The organism is Aurantivibrio infirmus, from assembly GCF_054767315.1.
Genome location: NZ_BAAFSK010000002.1, coordinates 44,765 through 66,140, shown reverse-complemented (window position 1 = coordinate 66,140; position 21,376 = coordinate 44,765). Strand labels below are relative to the sequence as shown.

The following is a 21,376-nucleotide window of genomic DNA, read 5'->3' as shown; positions in this document are numbered from 1 at the left end:
CTTAGATCTCTTTAAATTGCTTCCTTGCATTTAAAATTGCTTCGGGTAATTCGGATAAAGGTACCGGCTTTGCAAAATAATAACCTTGCATATGATGACAACCTTGAGAGATAAGATAACGTGCTTGGTCAACGGTCTCCACACCTTCGCAACAAATTTTTAAACCAATCCTTTGGCCCAAATCAAGAATAGTTTTCAATACTACAATGTCTTTAGTCGAACTATTTAATGGGCTGACAAACTCGCGATCAATTTTAAGTGTATCAATTTGAATTTTCGTTAAATAGCTCAGCGAGGAATAACCTGTACCAAAATCATCAAGTGCGATAGACCCGCCCATTTCACGGATGGTATTAAAAAAAGCATTCGCATTATCAAAATTAACTAGATAGCTCGATTCTGTTATTTCAAGCTGTAGATGAGAGACGTTTACGGTGTTTTTCTTTAAACACTGCTGAATGTAGCCTATTAGCGACCTGTCCTGTAAATCATGGCTTGAAACATTCAGCGAAACGACTAGATCTTCGCTACATAACGATTGCAATTCCTGCATATCGCTCAGTACTTTTGAGATCACCCATTCTGTTATCGCTTTAATCTTCCCACCCTGCTCGGCAATGGGAATGAATTCAACGGGAGGTATCTTTCCTAACTCCTGATTCGACCACCTTAACAAAGCTTCTAAACCATTCACTACCCCGTCAGAAGATATTTTAATTTGATAGTGAAGCTCAAACTCTTCATTCGTTATCGCGGGCCCGATTAAATTTGCGATGCGCATTTTTCTTCGGTTAACTTCCAACATGTTCTTATTAAAAATCGTATATCTACCTTTACCTTGTTCTTTCGAACTATACATCGCGATATCCGCATTACTAACGAAAGAATTCAAATCGAAGTTCGCTTCCTTCGCTTTGGCGATCCCAATACTTACTCCAGTTTGAACCTCCCAACCGTTAATTTTCAACGGCTGTTCCAATACTTCAATAATTCGATTGGAAATATTTACAGCTAAGACTGGATCAAATAGTTTTGGAATCAATATCAAAAACTCATCGCCACCAAGACGCGCAAGAATATCGCCAGGTCGGATACAATTCTGAATAAGATCGCAAACTTTTTGTAAGAGTAAATCTCCGGTTTCATGACCAAGCCGATCATTCACATCTTTAAAACCATCGACATCGAAAAATAATATTGCAAGATCCTCATCGGCACGCCTGCTACGATCCAACTCAATACGTAACAGCTCCATAAAAAACATACGATTTGGCAAACCGGTCAAGGTATCGTAGTTTGCAAGACGTTGCATCGACTCTTGCTGTTGAATAAGTTTTTGCGTGTATTCATCGTTGAGCTGGGTCTCAGCGTCGATTGTGCCCAACAAACTATTAATGTCCTTAGCCAATTGAGACACTTCGTCGTTTCCGCTGACCTCAACTGTCAAGCCGTAATCCCCTGAGTGTTCGACACGCCGCGTGAAGCGAGATAGATTTATTAAAGGTGCCAACAAACGTCGATATACCCAAAATGAGAAAAATATTGCAACAAATATTGTACCCATCGCAAGCGGTGAAGCACTGTAAAACAGATTTCGTTTACTATTATTTAACGGTCCCTCGTAATCATGTACAACGAGCAAATAACCAAGCGGAAAATTAATTTCACCGATAGGATTCAGCGTTACCAAGCCTTCATCTGCAACAGTAACCTCAAACGGCAGAGTCTTCGCATCACGGCTGATTAAGCGAGGAACAAAATCGTCTTTATCGTGATATTTGGGATGAACGTAGATTTGAATCAGATTCCATTCAGCATCAAAAACATTAACAAACTTAACGTCTTCATATCTATCTAGACTCAAAAGTTCTGTCGTTAGCGCAAAAAAATCAGAATCTTCAGACATGACACGTAATAAGTCATCTGCTAAATTTAGGGACATAGCGTCAAGATTTTGTTCAACAGACTTAAGATAAAGCTTTTCATGTTCTCGAATAGAGAGCAAAAACACTAAACTCGCGCAAACGATGATGGCAAGCACCGTTATAGCTATTAGTTTGTTGCGAATACTTCTAAACATCTGACCAATCGTTCCCTAATGGCAGTGTTTTATTTGGCTGCCTCATTCGTATAAACAAGTATATGCGAGGAATTTGATATTTCCATTCGAGAATCAAGGCAAAAAAGGTGTTACTACGGATGGTAGCTTAGTAAGCTCTAGCGGAATATGGACTGAGATTTATCGAACTTAGCAAGCACTAAGTTTTTATAAGATCGATGGCTAAGAGTTGAATGGCGACTAAAACGTTACCCTAAACCAGCGAGTACGATAGCGAACCCCAAAGGATCACCAACGCGATATTGCTTAAGGCAAAAACACTCATACGGTGGATAACATTATTGTACGTTAAATGTATAAAGCTATGGATGACTCTGAGTGCTACAAAAAACCAAGACAAAATTAGAAAATAACTAATTGGTGTGTTAGTTATAAATTGAATAATCGAAACCACATAAAACAACAAGGGTACCTCTAGTAGATTCATAAAGTTTCGATTGGCAAGACTCGCCTCTCCTGGCACATCTAATGATTCACCGTATTTAAAATCTTCTGCGGTAACCGTTCTTTTCTTCGCGGCTTTAAACCGCTGAATCGGCACCCCCAACAAAATGACAAGCGTCCAGCCGATCAAGGCCAGCATTGGCAGAAGAAATTCAGTGTGATCCATTAAACATCTTTCCTTTCTACATTTAAGTTATCGCTGCAAAGCACCCAAAGGCAATGTCATTGTTAGCGTTTCTTGCTTGGGTAAATAACAAATACTTTCACTACAAACCTGATAACGTACATCAATATCAACATCTATACTCTCTGGTTTTTCTGGCAACATCCAATTTAATATTTTTGCATTCGCAGTAATGGGTATAGCGACGTCAACATTCCCTTCATAAATGGGTAACTCCACCTCCAGTTCTTTAAATTCTTTAATCTTTGTAGAAGGGTATATAGCATCCCCCAAAGTTAACCCTTCTTTTTCTTGAACAGTTACGGTCGTGGCGAAGAAACCACTTGGTAGCGGGTCAGCATAGATATGAAAGCCTTCTGCCAATTCAAAACGCACGTAAAGAGTGCTGGAATATTCTAACTTTAATTCGGGGTCTGCTAAAAATGCGGAAAACTTTATTTGCTCGGCAGAAAATTCTGCCGTTTCTTCCGCTTCTGGCTTTAACACCTCTCCCAAGGCAGAATTGAGAATTGTTCCGGCAGAGTTACGCGTTGAATAACTGCGATTAAAAAATTTCTCAGTGACGACTCCTTGCTGGTTAATCACATAAACACCCGGGAATGGAATTCCATAATAGGATCTCCCCGCTGCGGTTTTAATTGGATTATCTTCTTCAATTAATGTATTGAGAATTCCAAACCGTTTTATTGTTGCTGAATCAGCATCAGACAATAGATTGTAGGTAATACCGTATTGATCAGAAAATTGTTTTAGTTCTTCGACGGTATCGTAGCTAACGCCATAAACTTCTATATTGGCTTCTTGTAATTCACTTAATTGACGTTGCAACTGCACGAGCTGCGTTCGGCAATAAGGTCACCACATGGCGGAGCGAAAAAATACTACGACTGCATTAGCACTACCCTCGCGCTTATGAAGATCAATCAGCTCACCGTGCTGGTTAGGTAAGTTTATATCTAACAACGTTTCCCCTACAGCTGGACCCGTCGGGAAATCATCTGTCGCCGGATAACGTCTGGCAGGGTGACTGATTGGAATAGGGACGGAAATCCCAAGATCATCGGTTTGCGAATTCGGATCCAATACTTGATGCACACCTTGTAGTTCACGATGTTGCGCCTCTTCACTCGGTACAACATCAGCTTGTGCAATGACAAGCGGTGTCTGTATCAAAAGGGTAGTAACCGCGAGAGATAAAAGTTTTCGTTTCATGTTATTTATCCGATTAATTTACATCACCAATCTGGCATCTGCTGCTCGATTGCTAAGTCGCTGCCTAGGCTAGCTCTGGCCCTATGAATTTGCAATCACGAATTGCGAAGATGATCGCCCAACCTGTACATATACACTCGCGAGACAATTTTAGTTACAAATCAATCCGTCTCAGACAAAACGCAATCTCTTCATCTAAAACAATGCAACGGCAGAGATTTCCGAGCAGATGAGGAACTTTAGCCGCCAGACGTCTAACTAACTCTGGCGATCCTTTGTATGCAGCACGGTCAGAATTACAAATAACCGTTAAATCGGACACGGATTGTACAATTCCCGGGGAAACCCTCGCGTCTTGCTTGTAGATTCTTTTAGAATACGGCTTCATACCGAGACCAAACTACCCGAGACCAAAGTTTTTAGGAGATTGTGGTGAAAACGAGATTTATCAGTATATGTTCAGCATTCGTTACAAGCATCGTTCTTGTTGCTTGCGATAATCAATCTTCTTCGGAGCCTGAGAATGCGAGTTCTTCGGGCACCAAAACCTTGGTTTACTGCTCCGAGGCGAGCCCTGAAGGTTTTAATGCTTCTCTTTATACCTCCGGTACCACCTTTGACGCCTCGGCGAAGAATGTTTTTAACCGCCTCGTCGAGTTTGAAATTGGTACCACCACCTTGGTACCTGGTATTGCGGAATCTTGGGACATTTCAGAAGACGGCCTGGAATACACTTTTCACCTGCGCAAAGGCGTCACCTTTCACAGCACAGACTTCTTCACACCGAGTCGAGAATTTAATGCCGACGACGTTATCTACACCTTCGAACGACAATGGAAAAAAGACCACCCTTATCATCAGGTCTCCGGCGGAAGCTACGAATATTTCAACAGCATGAGCATGCCTGACCTGTTAAAAGAGATCGTCAAAATCGATGATCACACCGTCAAATTCATTCTTAACCGCCAAGAAGCGCCCATGCTAGCTAACCTCGCAATGGATTTTGCTTCTATTTTATCCGCTGAATATGCAGATCAAATGCTCGCCGCAAACACGCCTGAGCAAGTAGACCAAAAGCCCGTCGGTACCGGCCCATTCAAGTTCGTTTCCTACCAGAATGATGCCATCATTCGTTATGCCGCCCACGATTCTTACTGGGCAGGAAAAACCCCCGTTGACCGCTTGATATTCTCAATCACCCCCGATGCATCGGTACGTTATCAAAAGTTGAAAGCCGGTGAGTGTCATGTGATGCCCTATCCAAATCCCGCAGACTTAGTCGCGATGAGAACAGATCCGGCAGTGAATTTACTAGAAAAACCCGGGCTCAATGTTGGCTACCTGGCTTACAACACAATGATGCCTCCTTTCGATAAGGCCGAAGTTCGGCGGGCACTATCAATGGCCATTGACCGCGAAGCGATACTCGAAGCCGTGTACCAAGGTGCAGGGACAGTAGCCAAGAACCCCATCCCTCCCACGATCTGGTCTTATAACGACGAGGTAAATGATTACCCTTACGATCCCGACGCCGCGAAAAAAATATTGGACGATGCCGGCGTAAGTAATCTCAAAACTAAAATCTGGGCAATGCCGGTACAACGTTCTTACAATCCGAATGCACGCCGTATGGCTGTATTGATTCAAGAAGATTGGGCAAAGATCGGCGTAGAAGCGGAAATCGTTTCTTATGAATGGGGTGAATATTTAGAACGCTCAAAAGATACTGCCCGTGATGGCGCTTTGTTAATGGGCTGGACCGGTGACAATGGCGACCCTGATAATTTTCTTGCCGTGCTCCTAGGTTGCGATGGTGTCGGCAACGCCAACCGTTCACAGTGGTGTTACCAGCCTTTTGAAGATTTAATTCAACAAGCAAAAACCACTTCAGATCAACAAGAGCGCATTGAACTTTATAAGCAAGCGCAGGTGATTTTTAAAGAGCAAGCACCCTGGGCAACAATGGCACATTCAATTGTATTTCAACCCGTCAGAAAAGAAGTCAGCAATTTCAAAATTGATCCACTCGGGGGCAATATTTTTTACGGAGTGGATATACAATAATTAATTTTCTAGTTTTACTAGTAGATTCACAGGTTCGCTGCGAAGTATTTTTTATCATGTTATTTAAAAAAATATCTAGAAAAACGCGGCGAGCAATTTTTGAGTTAAGTTTGCTTACGTGATTCGTCTTCTACTTACCAAAATCGGATTATTAATTCCGACCTTTCTCGGAGTGACTTTGGTCGCCTTTGCGTTTGTGCGCGTACTTCCTGGCGATCCGATTGAGTTACTCGCCGGCGAGCGAGGCATGCCCGCAGAGCGCCACGCTGAACTAACGCGGGAATTTGGTTTTGACAAACCGGTCTGGCAACAATATTTTTCTTTTTTAAATGATCTCGCCCATGGCGACCTCGGCGAATCTTTCGTCACCAAACAACCGGTGCTTGATGAGTTTTTACCGCGCTTTGCCGCCACCGCAGAATTATCTATTTGCGCTTTATTACTCGCAATAATTATCGGCATTCCCGCAGGTGTTTTTGCCGCAATCAAACAAGGTTCTTTCGTCGACCATACCATTATGGGGGTTTCGCTCACCGGCTACTCGATGCCGATTTTTTGGTGGGGTTTACTGTTAATCATGTTGTTCTCCGGTGTTTTGGGTTGGACGCCAGTTTCCGGACGCTTAGACGCAACGATCTGGTTAGAGCCGACAACAGGTTTTATGATTATTGATAGTTTGTTTTTTAGCAATGAACCCGGCGCACTGACTTCAGCACTATCCCACTTAATATTACCCGCTGCCGCTTTAGGCACTATCCCCCTCGCCGTGATCGCACGGCAAACTCGATCGGCTATGTTAGAAGTGTTAAATGAAGATTATGTGCGAACCGCACGCGCCAAAGGTTTAAGCAGTTTTCGGGTAATTGCCATTCACGCTTTACGCAATGCACTCATTACTTTGGTCACCGTTATCGGGCTACAAGTTGGGGTTTTATTAGCTGGAGCAATATTAACGGAAACGATTTTTAGTTGGCCCGGCGTAGGTAAGTGGGTCGTTGATTCGATTTTCCGTCGCGATTATTTTGTGGTGCAGGGTGCTTTAGTGCTTATCGCGTCGATGATTATGATTGTCAATTTAATTGTCGATTTAACTTACGGATTCATAAATCCACGTTTAAGTCACGAGCGATAAGAATGTCTGAGTCGGCAACTAACATTGATAACAAGCGCGATGCATCAGAGCTAGACGAACTGGATCTTCTGAATGAATCGCCCTTAAAAATTCAACTTAAAGAATTTTGGTTTTATTTTTCAGAAAATAAAGGCGCAGTCGCGGGTCTCTGCGTTATTTTATTTATCATTTTTCTCGCCTGTTTCGCCAACATTGTCGCCCCTCACGACCCTAGTGAACAATTTCGCGATGCCTTACTACAAGCACCTGCATGGATTGACGGCGGCAGTTCTAAATTTTTACTCGGCACCGATGATGTCGGCCGCGATATTTTGTCCCGTTTAATATACGGCACGCGTTACTCTTTATACGTCGGTAGCATTGTTATTTTTCTCACCATGAGTGTCGGCGTCATCTTGGGTTTATCCGCTGGTTTTTTTCGCGGCTGGTGGGAAACCATCGTGATGCGGATTATGGATATTATTTTGTCCGTTCCATCGCTGTTAATGGCTTTAGTACTTGTCGCCATTCTTGAGCCCGGCTTAGGTAATGCGATGATCGCAATTTCCATCACTTATTTACCTCATTACGTGCGACTGGTGCGTGCGTCAGCCATAAATGAAGCGGGGAAAGATTACGTTACCGCCAGCCGCATCGCTGGCGCAGGGAAATTGCGCTTAATGTTTATTAGCATCCTGCCGAATTGCATGGGCCCTCTGATTGTGCAGGCAACTTTAAGTTTTTCTGCGGCAATCCTCGATGCAGCTGCGCTTGGTTTTTTAGGAATGGGCGCGCAGCCACCGACACCAGAATGGGGAACCATGTTGGCGGAAGCCAGAGAATTTGTATTAAGTGCTTGGTGGGTTATTACTTTTCCAGGTTTGGCGATTTTAATTACTGTACTGTCTATTAATTTAATGGGCGACGGCTTAAGAGACGCGCTAGACCCGAAAATGAAACGATCTTGATCCGGGGTTGGTAGTTGTCTATTTTTGTTCTAACGGCGTCCGCACGGTGCGTTATTGCCATGAATGGCAAGTATTCAGCTTTTCAAGCATCCCCATGCAACTTAGCAATCTGATTAGAAACATAGAAAAATGAGTTTAGTTGACATCCAAAATCTTTCCGTCGAATTCCAAACTGTTAATGGTTGGTTTCGTGCGGTTGATGGTGTCAATTTTAATTTTAGTAGCGATGAAGTTATCGCTATCGTTGGCGAATCCGGCTCTGGTAAATCCGTATCTATGTTGGCGGTTATGGGCTTACTTCCTTGGACCGCAAAAATCACCGCAGACAAAATGCAGTTCGACGGTATCGATTTATTATCTCTGTCTAAAAAACAGCGCCAGAAAATTGTTGGCAAAGATATCTCTATGATTTTCCAAGAACCGATGACGAGTTTAAACCCTTGTTTCAGTGTTGGTTATCAATTAACTGAAGGCATTAAAAAACATTTGGGGTTCAACAAAAAAGAAAGTGAAAAGCGGGCGATTGAATTACTGGGTAAAGTTGGCATCCCGGCGCCAGAAAAACGTTTGAAAGTTTTCCCACATCAAATGTCTGGCGGAATGAACCAACGCGTGATGATTGCAATGATGATTGCTTGCAAACCGAAATTATTAATCGCAGATGAGCCCACTACAGCTTTAGACGTAACGATCCAAGCGCAGATTCTCGACTTGTTAACCAGCTTGCAGACCAGCGAAGAAATGGCATTGGTTTTGATTACTCACGATATGGCCGTGGTCGCAGAAACTGCCGATCGTGTTATTGTCCAATACGCAGGACAACAAGTCGAACAACAAAATGTTATCGACCTTTTTAAATCGCCAAAACATCCTTATACCCAAGCTCTGTTAAATGCATTACCGGAACGCGCCACTAGCAATCATTTGCCTTCTATACCGGGTGTGGTGCCAGGACAAACAGATCGACCCAAAGGTTGTTTGTTTAGCCCTCGTTGCGAATACGTACAAGATAAATGTCGAACAGAACAACCCATTGGTAACGAAGTGCGCTGTCATTTTCCTTTGGTAGGCGACTAGCGATAGCCACACAAACGAGTATCTAAACAACCCTCTAGTAGAGTACTTTATTATTTATTCGAGACAATAAATGTCTACACCAAATAACATAGTGACTGCAGACAAAGCCACAAACGATTCTGCCATGATCGAAGCGAAGGATCTCCACAAAACTTATCAAGTTAGCGGCGATACGATGTTTCAAAAGGCTCAAGTGCGGGCCCTTTCAGGCGCGAGTTTTTCTTTGCAGAAAGGCAAGACTTTAGCAGTCGTGGGAGAATCCGGGTGCGGGAAATCAACCTTGGCTCGGCTACTAACATCTATTGAAAAACCAACATCCGGATCGCTAACGATTAACGGTTTAGATATTGCCGGCGTCAAAACCAAAGAAGAAAAAATCGCTCTCAGGCAAATGGTGCAAATTGTTTTTCAAGATCCCTACGGCTCGCTAAATCCCCGACAAAAAATCGGTTCCATACTTGCCGAACCACTGATCATCAATACCAATATGGACAATCAACAACGACGCAAAGCGGTGAATGAAATGCTCGAGCGTGTGGGATTACGTCCAGAACATTACGATCGCTACCCACACATGTTTAGCGGCGGGCAACGTCAGCGTATCGCGATTGCACGGGCTTTAATGTTAAAACCAAAAGTGGTCGTGCTTGATGAACCGGTATCGGCTCTCGACGTTTCAATACAAGCGCAAGTGCTGAACTTATTGGCGGATCTACGGGAAGAACTTCAATTAACTTATGTGTTTATTTCTCATGATCTATCCGTGGTCAGATTTATTGCCGATGATTTATTAGTGATGTATTTAGGTCGCCCAGTGGAGTATGGTAATTGCCAAGAAATTTTTGCCAACCCTCAACATCCCTATACGCAAGTATTGCTATCCGCGCGCCCAATTGCCGATCCCGAAAAACGCAGCAGCGACAAAAAACATCTATCAAAGCTAAAAGGCGAACTGCCTTCTCCACTATCGCCACCCACGGGATGTTTGTTTCATCCTCGCTGTCCCCTAGCCAACGATCGCTGCGCAAATGAGACGCCCATTATTCAAGAAATGAAGATTCAAAATTTAAAAAATGAGCCTACGCGAAAAATTGCCTGTCATGCGATAGAGGAAGGTAGGGATAATTTAATTTAAGTTATCTATAGATAATAAGTAGCTTCCATTAATTCATTCATAGCGATCAAATAATGAAATCCAAAAAACTATTTCAATTTTTACAAATCGGAATCTTATCTTTTTTCATTCTCACGGCGTGCAGCAAGAAAGATTCAGATATCGAAACGGCAGAATTGTTACGCGACACCGCCTTACAATCAAATCGCGCGTGGGAAATTGTTGAGTCACTAACCACAGAAATTGGGCCAAGGTTAGCCGGCACCTCTGCGGATGCGAGAGCAGTCGCCTGGGCCAAACAAATGCTTGAAAATTCAGGCTTCGATAAAGTCTGGCTCGAACCAGTGAATTTTCCGATCTGGGAAAGACAAAAAGAAGTCGCGCACGTTCTTACACCTTACCCACAAGAATTAAAAATTACCGCGCTAGGTTACAGCGGCTCAACTGGTGGCGAGCTAATTGCCGATGTTATTGAGTTTGATAATTTGGCCGAACTTAAGGAAGCCAATAACGCCGATATCGAAGGAAAATTCGTTTTTATTAATCAAGCTATGGAGCGTCATAGAGAAGGCCGAGGTTACGGACAAACAGTGGGAATTCGCCGCGACGGGCCAGTGGTCGCAAAAGAAAAAGGTGCAGCTGCGGTATTAATTCGCAGTGTGGGTAGCGATCACAATCGCTTGCCGCATACCGGCTCAACAACGCGGATGGATGATCCACTGCCTGCGGCAGCATTATCCGTTCCAGATGCAGAACAGTTGGCTAGAATTTTGTCACGCCATGGCCAAGTAACCTTGAGTTTAGATATTGGTACGTCTCTGCGACAAAGTGGGCAATCGTTTAATGTGATTGCTGAACTTACTGGCAGTGAAAAACCTGAGGAAATTTTATTGCTTGGTGCGCATTTGGATTCTTGGGACTTGGGTACTGGTGCAATTGACGATGGCGCTGGCGTCGCCATTATCAGCGCGGCGGCGCAATTGATTGCTGAGCTTCCGACACGCCCAAAGCGCAGCCTCCGTGTGGTTTTGTATGCGAATGAAGAAGCAGGCATCTGGGGAGGTAACGCTTATCGCGATGCTCATCAACAGGAATTAAACAAGCATATTCTTGCTTCAGAATCCGACCTAGGAGCTGGTGAAGTTTGGGAATTTAACACCAACAGTTTGAAATTTGCCGAAATCGTTAAACCTGTATTGTCGACAATGGACATTGCTGTGACTGGCGAAGCCACCAGCGGCGGCCCCGATATCGGCCCGCTAATGAATGCCGGTGTTCCAGTGATTCGTTTACGCCAAGATGGCAGTGATTATTTTGATTACCACCATACCGCTAATGACACGCTAGACAAAATAAACCCGGAAGCACTCAAACAAAACGTCGCTGCTTGGGCTGCGGTTTATTTTTTAGCGGCCAATAGCGAGATTGATTTTAGGGAAGTAGGGACCGAGCAGAACGAGTGAAAAATAAGTGCGAATAGGAAGAACCGAAAAAAGCTGGGAGATGATTCCCGGCTTTTTTATTGCTCGGATTTTTTATGAATCGAGTCTACCGCTTTAACCGGAGATAGCCGTAAGGGGTAAGACATTTCCTGTTTGTCGATGTGTTGAGCAAAGTAATCTAAAAAACGCGAAATCTTTGGCGCTAACTGAAAGCGGCTAGCATAGAGCCCGTAAGCCTTAATGGGTTCGATATTCAAATTCGGCAATATACGTATCAGAGCACCACTATCTATTTCCTGCTGGCATTGAGTCTGCGACATCAACGCGATACCCAAACCTTCTTTCGCCATCTGCTTGATGGTTGCCGAACTATTCGCCCAGGCCTTGGGCTTAATCCGCGCGAGACGCTTTTCTTGATGTGTACCCAAGGGCCAAATGGGCGCGGAACGCGAATTGCCGAGCATTAAGCCATGGTGATCAACCAAATCTTCGACGCTATTGGGATGGCCATGCTGCTTAACATAGCTCGGGCTGGCAACCAGCACTCTTTTTCGTTCGAACAACAATCTCGCCACAGAATCAGAATTCGCCAAAGGCCCAAATACCACAGCAATATCATTGTCGCTGCCGATTAAATCCGTCTCACCATCAGAAAACTGAACTTCTAAATCGACTTTTGGATGAAGCTTAAGAAAACCTGCACACAGAGACGCCATGACTTCTTGATTAAAAGAGATCGGGAGTACCACTTTTAAACTCCCAGATACCTCATCACGCGCATTTTCTATCGTTGCATGAACGGCGTGAACTTCCCTTAAGATGTTCACGCAATTATCGTAAACCTCCCGCCCCACCTGGGTTAGACGCAATTGTCGGGTATTCCGCTGCAACAATCTAACGCCCAATTCTTCTTCCATTTGGGAGATTTTGCGGCTGATTGTTGATTTCGGTATTCCTGCATCGCGAGCCGCTTGTGAATAACTTTGAGCATCCACAACTTTGGCAAACAACATCATGGCATTGAGATCAATCACGTCTAATTCCTGGTCTCTACAACTATCAAATTACGGGAATTGGCATTGTCCCATATTTGGAACAATGCGTTCAGCGAACAATAGTACCATAGCACTTAAATATAGGGATAATTGGGAAATCGTGCCTGGAAACCGCTAAAACTGGGGGCTGACCTCCAAGGGTAGACGTCAACGTTCGGCATCGGCACTTGTTAATTGTTTCAGATTTATCGAATCAAATTTGACCGCCGCATCATTTGCATCGACTAACCATAGCTAAATTAGAACTGAAGAGAAGTATATTTATGACCGCAAAAACTTCCATCGATACTGTTAATGTTGATTCCCTATTCATTCAAGCAGAATACCTAGCATCTGATTTCTCTCTTTTTCGCGACAATAGTAATTTGGCGACGGCAAAACATTTGGATGGTTTGGTAGAAGAGCGAAAACTCAAATCCCGATTGCGGCAACTACAGAAGATGGGCGTGGACGAATACATCAATGATGTTGTCTTACCCGCACAACACAGCAAACGTCCTGGCGCAAAAGAAATTATTTCTCGGCTCAACGGCAAAATTATAAGTACTCAAGAAAAGGGTTCTTTTTATAGCGTTGAAATAGAACTCCCTTTCAAAACAGGCAATCGTCGAATCGGCATAATTGCACAAGAACGCTCGTCGGCGAATGGCTCTTGGATGCCAGAACACCATTTACTCGCTAGCGAAACCATTCGGCGCTTTGCCAACTTATCCTTACCCATTGTTTACCTTATCGACACCCCGGGAGCTGATGCCGGCGAACTCGCCAATAGCAACAACCAAGCTCATAGCATCTCTCAAATGATTACTGAAAGTACCGCCGTTGATGTGCCTAGTGTCGGTATTGTTTTGGGTGTCGGTTATTCTGGCGGTGCAATTCCTCTCGCCGCTGCGAACATTTTATTGTCGGTGCGCGACGGTATTTTCAATACTATTCAACCCCAAGGTTTACAAAGTATTTCTCGAAAATTGAATTTGTCTTGGCAAGAATGTGCAAAAAATGTGGGTGTTGCACCGGAAGAGTTGCTTACTAATGGCTGTATCGATGGCGTAATTGATTACTCGCCTGTCGACATCGACGAGCGTCAGCACAATTTACAAAAAGCGATTGTCTCTAGTATCGAGGCTATTGAAACGGCGGCCTTAGAATTCGTTGATAAAACGCCAGATTTAATTCAACACTATCAACGCAATCTCGACCGCTATTTACACCCTACCGAATATAACCAAGCGCTAGAAAAAAATTCCCCTATTACTTTGGTCCGCAGCCCAACTAATCAACCAAGTGTGTTCGGACTTTGTTATCGTTACATGCGCTATTTACGTTTGCGCGGTCGCATTCACTCGATCTCAGCCAATGAATATGGCCGGCTTTCGAAATTAACGCTACCCAAAGGTGACTTACAAGATCGCCTCACGCTCGAACAGGCGAAATTGTTTACCGCGTGGATTGATAACCCAGACAAAATTATCTATGACGATGTGCTGGCAAAAGCATGGAAAAACTTTATCAGTAAACGTGAGGATATTGATGCGGAACGCAATAAAGTCACACGTTTTCTTTTAGGTGAACCGAAAGAAAATTTCGAAAAAGCTAAACAAGCTTTACTGTTTAACTTGAGTTTTTCGCTTTACAACCGTTGGAAAGTGAGTGCGCCTCACAATTTTAATGAGCTTATAAAACTTTTAACCGACAAAGAAAAAACGCCTTCAACTTCCGTTTGGCCAGCTCTCAATGAAATGACCGTTCTCGATACAGTGCTACATAAAGATCTGCGAGAAGATTTTATTTTGCAATGTAAAAACGTACTAATTTTTGATGCGCTTTACAACAATGTAGTTGCCAACTTGCCGTCCATTGCAAAAGAGGCCATGGAAACGAAAGGCTTGTCTAAATCCTCCGTCGGCAAGCTACTCGAAAGCTCCTTAGTCACCGCAATTAAATTCAATGACGCCAGCAAGGCGAACTCAGACGAAGCCGATAAGAGCAAGCAGCAATTTGAAAGCTGGCTACGGTTTCTTGCCTCGCAAAGAAACCGCGGAGAATTACTGATAAAAGTTGAGGAATGGAAAGGTATTGGTTTTCCTCAAATGAACGATAGCTTGTTCGTGATTCTGACTTACTTCTTTGAGAGTTTATTACCAGAATATTATTCGAGTGAAAGTGGCGGCACATTCAAAGGTGCTATCAATCCAGCCCGTATTGGTCGTCGCAAAGATTTCTGGAATCGACTGATCATGGGTTATCGAGATTTATTGATTCAAAGGTTACTCACTGAAGTTAAAAAAGAAGTGAAGATGTCACCGGACGATATTATTAATCACTACTTCTCCAAGTTCGTCGAGCTGGATGCGGATAAAGCAAGTTCAAACCCGGTAAATTTCCCTGGTTTTCGTCAAGCAATAGAAACCGCAATCGAAAAGAAAATGCGGCCCTGTGGGCTTGTTACAGGTTTCGCTGAATACAAAATGGGTGACAGCAAAACCAAAAAACATGTCGGCGTTGCTGTATCTAATGTGGCGTTTCAAGCCGGTGCATTTGACATGGCCAGTGCCGAGAAATTTTGCCACTTATTAGTTGAATGTGCTAAACAGCAATTGCCCATCGTTTGTTTTATTAGTTCCGGCGGAATGCAGACCAAAGAAGGTGCGGCTGCTCTGTTTTCAATGTCAGCGGTCAATGATCGTTTAACGCGCTTTGTTGTTGATAACGACCTACCAGTGGTTATTTTTGGTTATGGCGATTGTACTGGTGGAGCACAAGCAAGCTTTGTTACTCACCCATTGGTTCAAACTTATTATTTTTCCGGCTGTAATATGCCTTTTGCTGGACAAATGATTGTGCCTTCGTACCTACCTTCAACTTCAACTTTATCTAACTATCTTTCGACCAACCCCGATTCAATGGCCGGCTTGGTGAAACACCCCTTCGCTCCAGAGCTAGACGATAAGCTGCGAGAGATTGATCAGAATATTCCACTACCGCAACTCACTGTTGAAGAGATTATCGACAACACTTTCAGTAAAGCCTTACCCGGAGAGCTGGGAGAAGATGTCAGCTTATCTGTTGATCCAAAATCTTTAATGAAGCCTTTGGAAAAAGTATTAGTGCATGCACGGGGTTGTACTGCGGTTAAATTGATTAGAAAAGCTCACGACAACAATTTACAAGTTGTACTCGTTGCCTCTGACCCAGATATGTCTGCAGTACCGGCAAAAATGTTAAAAGAAAATGACCGTTTAGTGTGTCTTGGCGGTAACTCTTCCGATGAAAGTTATTTGAATGCGCATTCAATTTTAAAAGTCGCGGAGTATGAGCAAGTCACGGCCCTACATCCCGGCATTGGGTTTTTATCTGAAAGTCCGCAATTCGCAAACCTTTGCGTAAACCATCACATAAATTTCGTTGGGCCAAGTGCTTACAGCATGATGACGATGGGTAATAAATCAAATGCAATTCAAACCGTACAGGAATGTGGTGTTCCCGTCGTTCCTGGTAGTCATGGCATTCTAATTAGCGCTGAACAAGCATCAAATATCGCTGCAGAAATTGGTTACCCAGTATTATTAAAAGCTGTACACGGTGGTGGCGGTAAAGGAATTCAAGTTGTACAAACCCCAGAGGATATGTACAAGTACTACACGATGATCAGTACCGAAGCGCGATCCGCATTCGGCAATGGTGATTTGTATTTAGAAAAATTTGTAACCTCGATGCGTCACATTGAAGTACAGCTATTGCGCGACAAATTTGGTAATGCTCGCGTCTTAGGTTTACGTGATTGCTCGGTACAACGAAATAACCAAAAGGTCGTCGAAGAATCCGGCTCCACAATGTTGCCAGAAGAACTCAAGCAAAAAGTTTTAAAGGATACCTTGGCGATCGCCGACAAAGTCGACTACACGGGTGCAGGTACGGTTGAATTTATTTACAACCTTGACGCTAACGAGGTGTATTTCATGGAAATGAATACACGCTTACAAGTAGAGCATCCAGTAACTGAAGCGACATCTGGCATCGACATTGTTAGTGCACAATATAATATTGCTTCCGGCGCCAGCATCGAAGACATGGAACCTGCAGACAATGGCTACGCTATTGAAGTACGTGTTACCGCAGAGAAAGTCGTCGTCGATAGCGACGGGATAATGCAGTTAGCGCCAAATCCAGGAAAAATTTCAAACTGCATAATGCCCGAACGAGACGATGTGGAAATTATTTCTATCGCGGCGACGGACATAGAGATTTCACCCTTTTACGATAGCTTAATCGCCCAAATCATATGTCGCGGCTCATCCAGAGACGATGTTATTCATAAGCTCTACGATTATTTGGATAGCGTTGTGATCGAAGGTATTCCCACAAATATTGCTTTATTAAAACGAATCCTGAAAGACGAAACTTTTAGAGGCGGTGTATACGATACGGGATATCTACCAAAATTCATGGCGACTTTAGATGCGGATGAATTGATTGTAGAAATCGAAGAAGCTGCGAGTAGTGATGGCGCAAATGCCATCGACACTGATGCGATACGCGTCGATGATAGTCAAGAGCTAAAAGTGTTCGCGCAATCTTCAGGAATTTTTTATACCTCGTCTTCGCCCTCAGATCCTGAGTTCGTCAAACAAGGCGATATCGTTAATATCGATCAGACGTTGGCGTTAATGGAAGCGATGAAAATGTTCAGTCAAATTTCATTGAGCCAATATAATCGCTCAGACGCTGAACTCTATCCTTCAGACAAACGCTATCGCATTGAACATTTAAACGCGACCAATGGCCAACAAGTATCCTCTGGTGATCTGTTGTTTATTGTTAGTATTGTAGAGTAGCAGCGCTGCCATCAAAAAAACCACGCTAATTATTCAGCGTGGTTTTTTCGCCATCTTATTAATAATTTTCCAGTGAGCGGCACTTACCGGCATCACCGATAAACGCCCTTGTTTGATCAGCAGCATCCCTTCCAATTTATTTTCTTTCTTGATTTCTGCCAAAGTAACTGGGTTGTTCAGGCTATCAAGGGCTTTAACCGTAACTGCGACAAATCTATTTTTTTCATCTGTAGGATCGGGATAATTTTCTTTAATTACTTCGACAATCCCTACAATCGCTTTTTCCTTTCCGGAATGATAGAAAAAACCAAGGTCGCCTTTTTTCATTTCTCGCAAAAATTTAGCCGCTTGGTAATTTCGAACGCCATCCCACATTTCGCCCTTAGCACCACGAGCGAGCTGCTGTTGCCAAGACCAAGTATCCGGTTCAGATTTAAGGAGCCAATATTTCACTGTTAGAACCCTCTACAAAATTGGAGAGGGCATTGTAATGTTATCGGTGTTATTCCACCAGACAGAGATATTTCTATTGCTTATTGCACTTGTTCCGCGTCTCGCTGGTCTATTCGATCTTGCCGCTTCTGTTCTTGAAATTCTAAAAACTCTTGCCTATCTTCGCGGCGTACTTTGCGTCTCTCTTGCCGTGCAAGGTGATAATCTTTAATACGCTGTTGAAGTTCTGGATTGTTTGTAACGAGCTCTCGAGTTGCATTCCGCTCCTCCGCTCGTAAGGTTCGTAAAGCTTCTCGTTTTGCTTGTATAGTAAGGCGATCGTTAATTTCTCGAGCGGCTTTCATTTCTTCTCTTATTAACGCTAGCTGTTCTTCACGAACGTCAAATTCATAACTATCGATTTCACCACTGATCTTTTTTTCTGCTATGTAGTCTTTAACAATCTTTCTAAGCCCATGATTCACTCTGCCACCCTGTCGATGCGCGCGCGGACCTCCATTATTCGCGCGAGGAGAGTCATGGTAAGACGAACCGTGACTATCATGTCCGTCATCGTCGGCAAAAGCGGAAGCCGTAAAAGTTGCCAGTGCTATGGCGATTATCGTTGTCGTTTTTGGGAATAGTTTTCTGGTCATTATCTTTACCTTAATTATGCGAAGTGGACGAACACTCAAATATCGAAAAGAGAATTCGGAAATTGGCATTGCTAAGGCTAATAACGAGTCATTAATATTTTGGTTGACTACGCCTTGGAGGTGGCACAAATGGATAGCAAAGAAATCTCTGTAAGCTGTTAATTTATCTATCAATTTTCCAAATAAAAACGCCCCTTAAAATAGGGGCGCTAGATAAGAGATCAATACGGTACATATCCATGTACGGGCTGCAGCACTCACGGCTTATCGCCACTGACTGCATTTCCTATGATGCTGATTGTCGTATCTATATAAGAAACTAAAGAATGAAGTAGACGTTTTGCTTTTAGGTATTTATTGTCTTCGCGTCCTAACATTCCCTCCCTGATCCTTCGCTAGTTTTGCTCCGTGCAACTTTAATCGCATCTGGAACGCTAAGCATCCTGATACGCCATTTATTCTCTTACTAGAATTCCGATTTCTAGAATCCACTCCACATCATTACCTTAGGCAAGATATATGACAGTTTTATTAAAAAATACTCATTTTGTGTCGCGATTTCTTGCAACAAAAAGTTGACATATTCACACAACAAATCTGCAACACGATTGAAATATTTGTGCCGTAAATTGCCGCCTGTAACAACCTACTTCACGAAATCTTTTGACTTTTTCGTCTCGAACAGAGCGATTAAAAATCCTACGAAGAACAAAACTCGGTTTTAGCTTGAGTCTCAAAGATAGAGACTCTTTGTAACAAATAAATTACGCGTGATGTTTTTGTCTAACTTACGCAGATCAAGGAGAAAATTTACCGCTCCTTGATAAGTAGAGATTTCAATAAAACTATCTAAATATTTACGACTTATAGGAGTGAGACCTAACAATGAACATTAAATTATTGGCGAGTGTTGGTACGATCGCGACGTTATTACTAACGGGTTGCGGAGACGATAGCGGTATTACATTAGCGCCAACGACTAACACATCGAATTCAAACAACACTACGGGTACGGGTACTCCAGCCGTCAATCCTTGTGCGAGCTACCAAGTGTCCGGTCAAACTAAGCAAGGCACTTTCGATGGCACCAACTGTACTTACGACGTCACTTTCGTTAGTGACACAAACCCACTAACTGCCGACTTAACCATTCCCGCGCTGGCTAGCAACGGTGTGCATATTTTTGAAGACAGCTTGTTCGTCGGTGAAGATGTTACGTCAAACGCAGCGTCCGCAGGCGTACGCATTCCTCAAGATGGAGAAGGTCCACGCTTAACCGTCGCACCAGGCTCGCTTATTGCGTTTTCTTCTTCACAAGACTACGTACGCATTGCTCGTGGCTCGCGAATTATTGCGGAAGGAACTGAATCAAACCCCATTATCTTCAGTGCAGTGGATGACTTAATTAATAACGTCGCAACTGAATCTGATCGCGGACTTTGGGGCGGAGTGCAATTAAACGGCAACGGTATTACCAACAAGTGTGACGATGCTTCGCGCATGGCGACCGCATCTAATCCACACAATTGTCACGTAACAGCAGAAGGTCGCCCCTCTACTTACGGTGGCAACAACAATGCAGAAAACTCAGGCTCTCTTCGTTACGTACAAATTCGCTACGCAGGCTTTGAGGTTGTCGATGGCGACGAGTTAAATGGTTTAACGTTGAATGCAATAGGTTCCGGAACCAATATCGAGTATGTACAAACCTACACGACGCAAGATGATGGATTTGAATTATTTGGCGGTGCAGTTAATTTAAAACACATTGTTGCAATTAACGCCGGTGACGATTCTATCGACTTCTCTGAAGGCTACGTTGGCAACATTCAGTTCGCCTTAGTTATTCACACCTCCGGTGCTAACCAATGTATCGAGGGCGATAACAACGGTAGCAACAACTCACAAGCGCCGTTTACAAAACTGCGTATCTCAAACATGACCTGTTTAACGTCTAACGTCGCGCAGAACATGGGCACAGAGCCTTCTTCGAAAGGCAGTTCTGAAGGTCCGCGTTACCGCGAGGGCGCATACTTCGAACAGTACAACTCAATCATCACGTCGAGTGATGCTGCAATGGCCAGCCAAAACTACTGCTTAGAAATTAAAGACACCGTCACTACTGACGGCGCGAACTCTGGAATTTCTGCAGCGGCCGGTAATTTGATTGCTTGTTCAGCGCCAACTTCTGATAACAACAGCGCTACTTTTGATATCGATGCCTTCTTAGCCGCAACACCTGGCGACAACGTAGTCATCGACACCAACTTGCCTGCGACTGTTCTTGAAGGCTTGGATACCAATCCTCGTGCTTACATCACTGCCGCTGCCTTCGCTGATAGCACCACGGCAGCAGTCAATGTGAACGTATTTGATGTAACAACCTTGAACGATACTTTCGCCGCCGATGCTGCTCCAGCAGTAGGTTCTTCAGGTGATAGTAGTTTCTTCGAAGCGGTTAACTACATCGGTGCGGTCGACGCAAGTGATGACTGGGTCAGCGCCTGGGTAATTGGTTTGTAAAGTAAGAATCTTTATCGAAAAACTTATACGAAACAAAACGTGGAAAGATTTTCTACGCACACGAAGGCGCCAATATTCATTGGCGCCTTAGTCTAATTAAATATCCGAGGACGTTCCTGAAACATGTAGACGGGCAATTA

14 protein-coding genes and 1 pseudogene are annotated in these 21,376 nt (G+C 43.6%); 8 read left to right on the top strand and 7 right to left on the bottom strand.

Annotated features, from left to right (window positions below):
- Position 1: 1 nt before the first annotated feature.
- The 4 genes and pseudogenes from ACYUCY_RS03980 to ACYUCY_RS03965 form a co-directional block, all read right to left on the bottom strand.
- Positions 2-2,080: a putative bifunctional diguanylate cyclase/phosphodiesterase gene (locus ACYUCY_RS03980; protein WP_460225169.1), complete on the bottom strand. Its 2,079-nt coding sequence runs from the start codon at positions 2,078-2,080 to the stop codon at positions 2-4.
- Positions 2,081-2,312: 232 nt separating this feature from the next.
- Positions 2,313-2,729, bottom strand: coding sequence for an MAPEG family protein (locus ACYUCY_RS03975; RefSeq protein WP_460225168.1), 417 nt, complete (start codon positions 2,727-2,729; stop codon positions 2,313-2,315).
- Between the two features lie 27 nt (positions 2,730-2,756).
- A pseudogene (locus ACYUCY_RS03970) lies at positions 2,757-3,590 on the bottom strand (redoxin domain-containing protein); the annotation flags it as partial.
- A 12-nt stretch (positions 3,591-3,602) separates the two neighbouring features.
- Positions 3,603-3,959: a hypothetical protein gene (locus ACYUCY_RS03965; RefSeq protein ID WP_460225167.1), complete on the bottom strand. Its 357-nt coding sequence runs from the start codon at positions 3,957-3,959 to the stop codon at positions 3,603-3,605.
- Positions 3,960-4,391: 432 nt separating this feature from the next.
- On the opposite strand from ACYUCY_RS03965, the gene ACYUCY_RS03960 reads away from it, so the two are divergent.
- The 6 genes from ACYUCY_RS03960 (at position 4,392) to ACYUCY_RS03935 (ending at position 11,756) form a co-directional block, all read left to right on the top strand.
- The gene (locus ACYUCY_RS03960) at positions 4,392-6,023 is read left to right on the top strand and encodes an ABC transporter substrate-binding protein (RefSeq protein WP_460225166.1); all 1,632 of its coding nucleotides are present in this window, start codon (positions 4,392-4,394) and stop codon (positions 6,021-6,023) included.
- A gap of 118 nt (positions 6,024-6,141) precedes the next feature.
- Positions 6,142-7,155 carry an ABC transporter permease subunit gene (locus ACYUCY_RS03955; protein WP_460225165.1) on the top strand — a complete coding sequence of 338 codons (1,014 nt, stop codon included), beginning with the start codon at positions 6,142-6,144 and terminating at the stop codon, positions 7,153-7,155.
- Positions 7,156-7,157: 2 nt separating this feature from the next.
- Positions 7,158-8,102: an ABC transporter permease subunit gene (locus ACYUCY_RS03950; RefSeq protein ID WP_460225164.1), complete on the top strand. Its 945-nt coding sequence runs from the start codon at positions 7,158-7,160 to the stop codon at positions 8,100-8,102.
- 129 nt (positions 8,103-8,231) lie between these two features.
- Positions 8,232-9,179 carry an ABC transporter ATP-binding protein gene (locus ACYUCY_RS03945; RefSeq protein ID WP_460225163.1) on the top strand — a complete coding sequence of 316 codons (948 nt, stop codon included), beginning with the start codon at positions 8,232-8,234 and terminating at the stop codon, positions 9,177-9,179.
- A gap of 70 nt (positions 9,180-9,249) precedes the next feature.
- Positions 9,250-10,314: a dipeptide ABC transporter ATP-binding protein gene (locus ACYUCY_RS03940; RefSeq protein ID WP_460225162.1), complete on the top strand. Its 1,065-nt coding sequence runs from the start codon at positions 9,250-9,252 to the stop codon at positions 10,312-10,314.
- Positions 10,315-10,367: 53 nt separating this feature from the next.
- A complete protein-coding gene (locus tag ACYUCY_RS03935; protein WP_460225161.1) occupies positions 10,368-11,756 on the top strand; it encodes a M28 family peptidase in 1,389 nt (462 codons plus the stop codon).
- 56 nt (positions 11,757-11,812) lie between these two features.
- Here ACYUCY_RS03935 and ACYUCY_RS03930 read toward each other — a convergent pair whose 3' ends face one another.
- A complete protein-coding gene (locus tag ACYUCY_RS03930; RefSeq protein ID WP_460225160.1) occupies positions 11,813-12,769 on the bottom strand; it encodes a LysR family transcriptional regulator in 957 nt (318 codons plus the stop codon).
- 284 nt (positions 12,770-13,053) lie between these two features.
- Here ACYUCY_RS03930 and ACYUCY_RS03925 point away from each other — a divergent pair, with 284 nt between their 5' ends.
- A complete protein-coding gene (locus tag ACYUCY_RS03925; protein ID WP_460225159.1) occupies positions 13,054-17,625 on the top strand; it encodes an ATP-binding protein in 4,572 nt (1,523 codons plus the stop codon).
- Positions 17,626-17,658: 33 nt separating this feature from the next.
- Here the strand turns inward: ACYUCY_RS03925 and ACYUCY_RS03920 are convergent, their stop codons facing one another.
- Entirely contained in the window at positions 17,659-18,078 is a 420-nt protein-coding gene (locus tag ACYUCY_RS03920) for an EVE domain-containing protein (protein ID WP_460225158.1), read from the bottom strand.
- An 80-nt stretch (positions 18,079-18,158) separates the two neighbouring features.
- Positions 18,159-18,713 (bottom strand): hypothetical protein, encoded by a 555-nt coding sequence (locus tag ACYUCY_RS03915; RefSeq protein WP_460225157.1) that lies wholly within the window; start codon positions 18,711-18,713, stop codon positions 18,159-18,161.
- 885 nt (positions 18,714-19,598) lie between these two features.
- On the opposite strand from ACYUCY_RS03915, the gene ACYUCY_RS03910 reads away from it, so the two are divergent.
- On the top strand, positions 19,599-21,236 hold the full coding sequence (locus tag ACYUCY_RS03910) for a hypothetical protein (RefSeq protein WP_460225156.1): 1,638 nt from the start codon (positions 19,599-19,601) through the stop codon (positions 21,234-21,236).
- Positions 21,237-21,376 lie beyond the last annotated feature (140 nt).